General features: G+C 56.9%; 1 pseudogene. It reads right to left on the reverse strand.

Features of this window, described 5'->3' with window-relative positions:
- A pseudogene (locus tag A3709_RS23600) lies at positions 1 to 218 on the reverse strand (enoyl-CoA hydratase/isomerase family protein); the annotation flags it as partial.

A 218-nucleotide genomic window follows, 5' to 3' on the forward strand; every position in this document is an offset into this window, starting at 1 on the left:
GGCGGTAATCATCTGCGCATTGGCAGGGTGTGCCGCATTGCCACCGGGGATCTTGTGGCCTTTAACATCCCAGGGCTGTACCGCTGCAGCCTCATTGTCTTTATTTTCCAGTATCCACGCCTTGGCGCGGGGTACCAGTTCATCGACTGACGCTACCGTTTCATGAATCATGCCTGCCGCCAGAGCTTTTTCGGGGCTGACACGGGTTCCCTCCAGTA

This window comes from Halioglobus sp. HI00S01, assembly GCF_001635445.1.
Lineage (GTDB): Bacteria > Pseudomonadota > Gammaproteobacteria > Pseudomonadales > Halieaceae > Halioglobus > Halioglobus japonicus.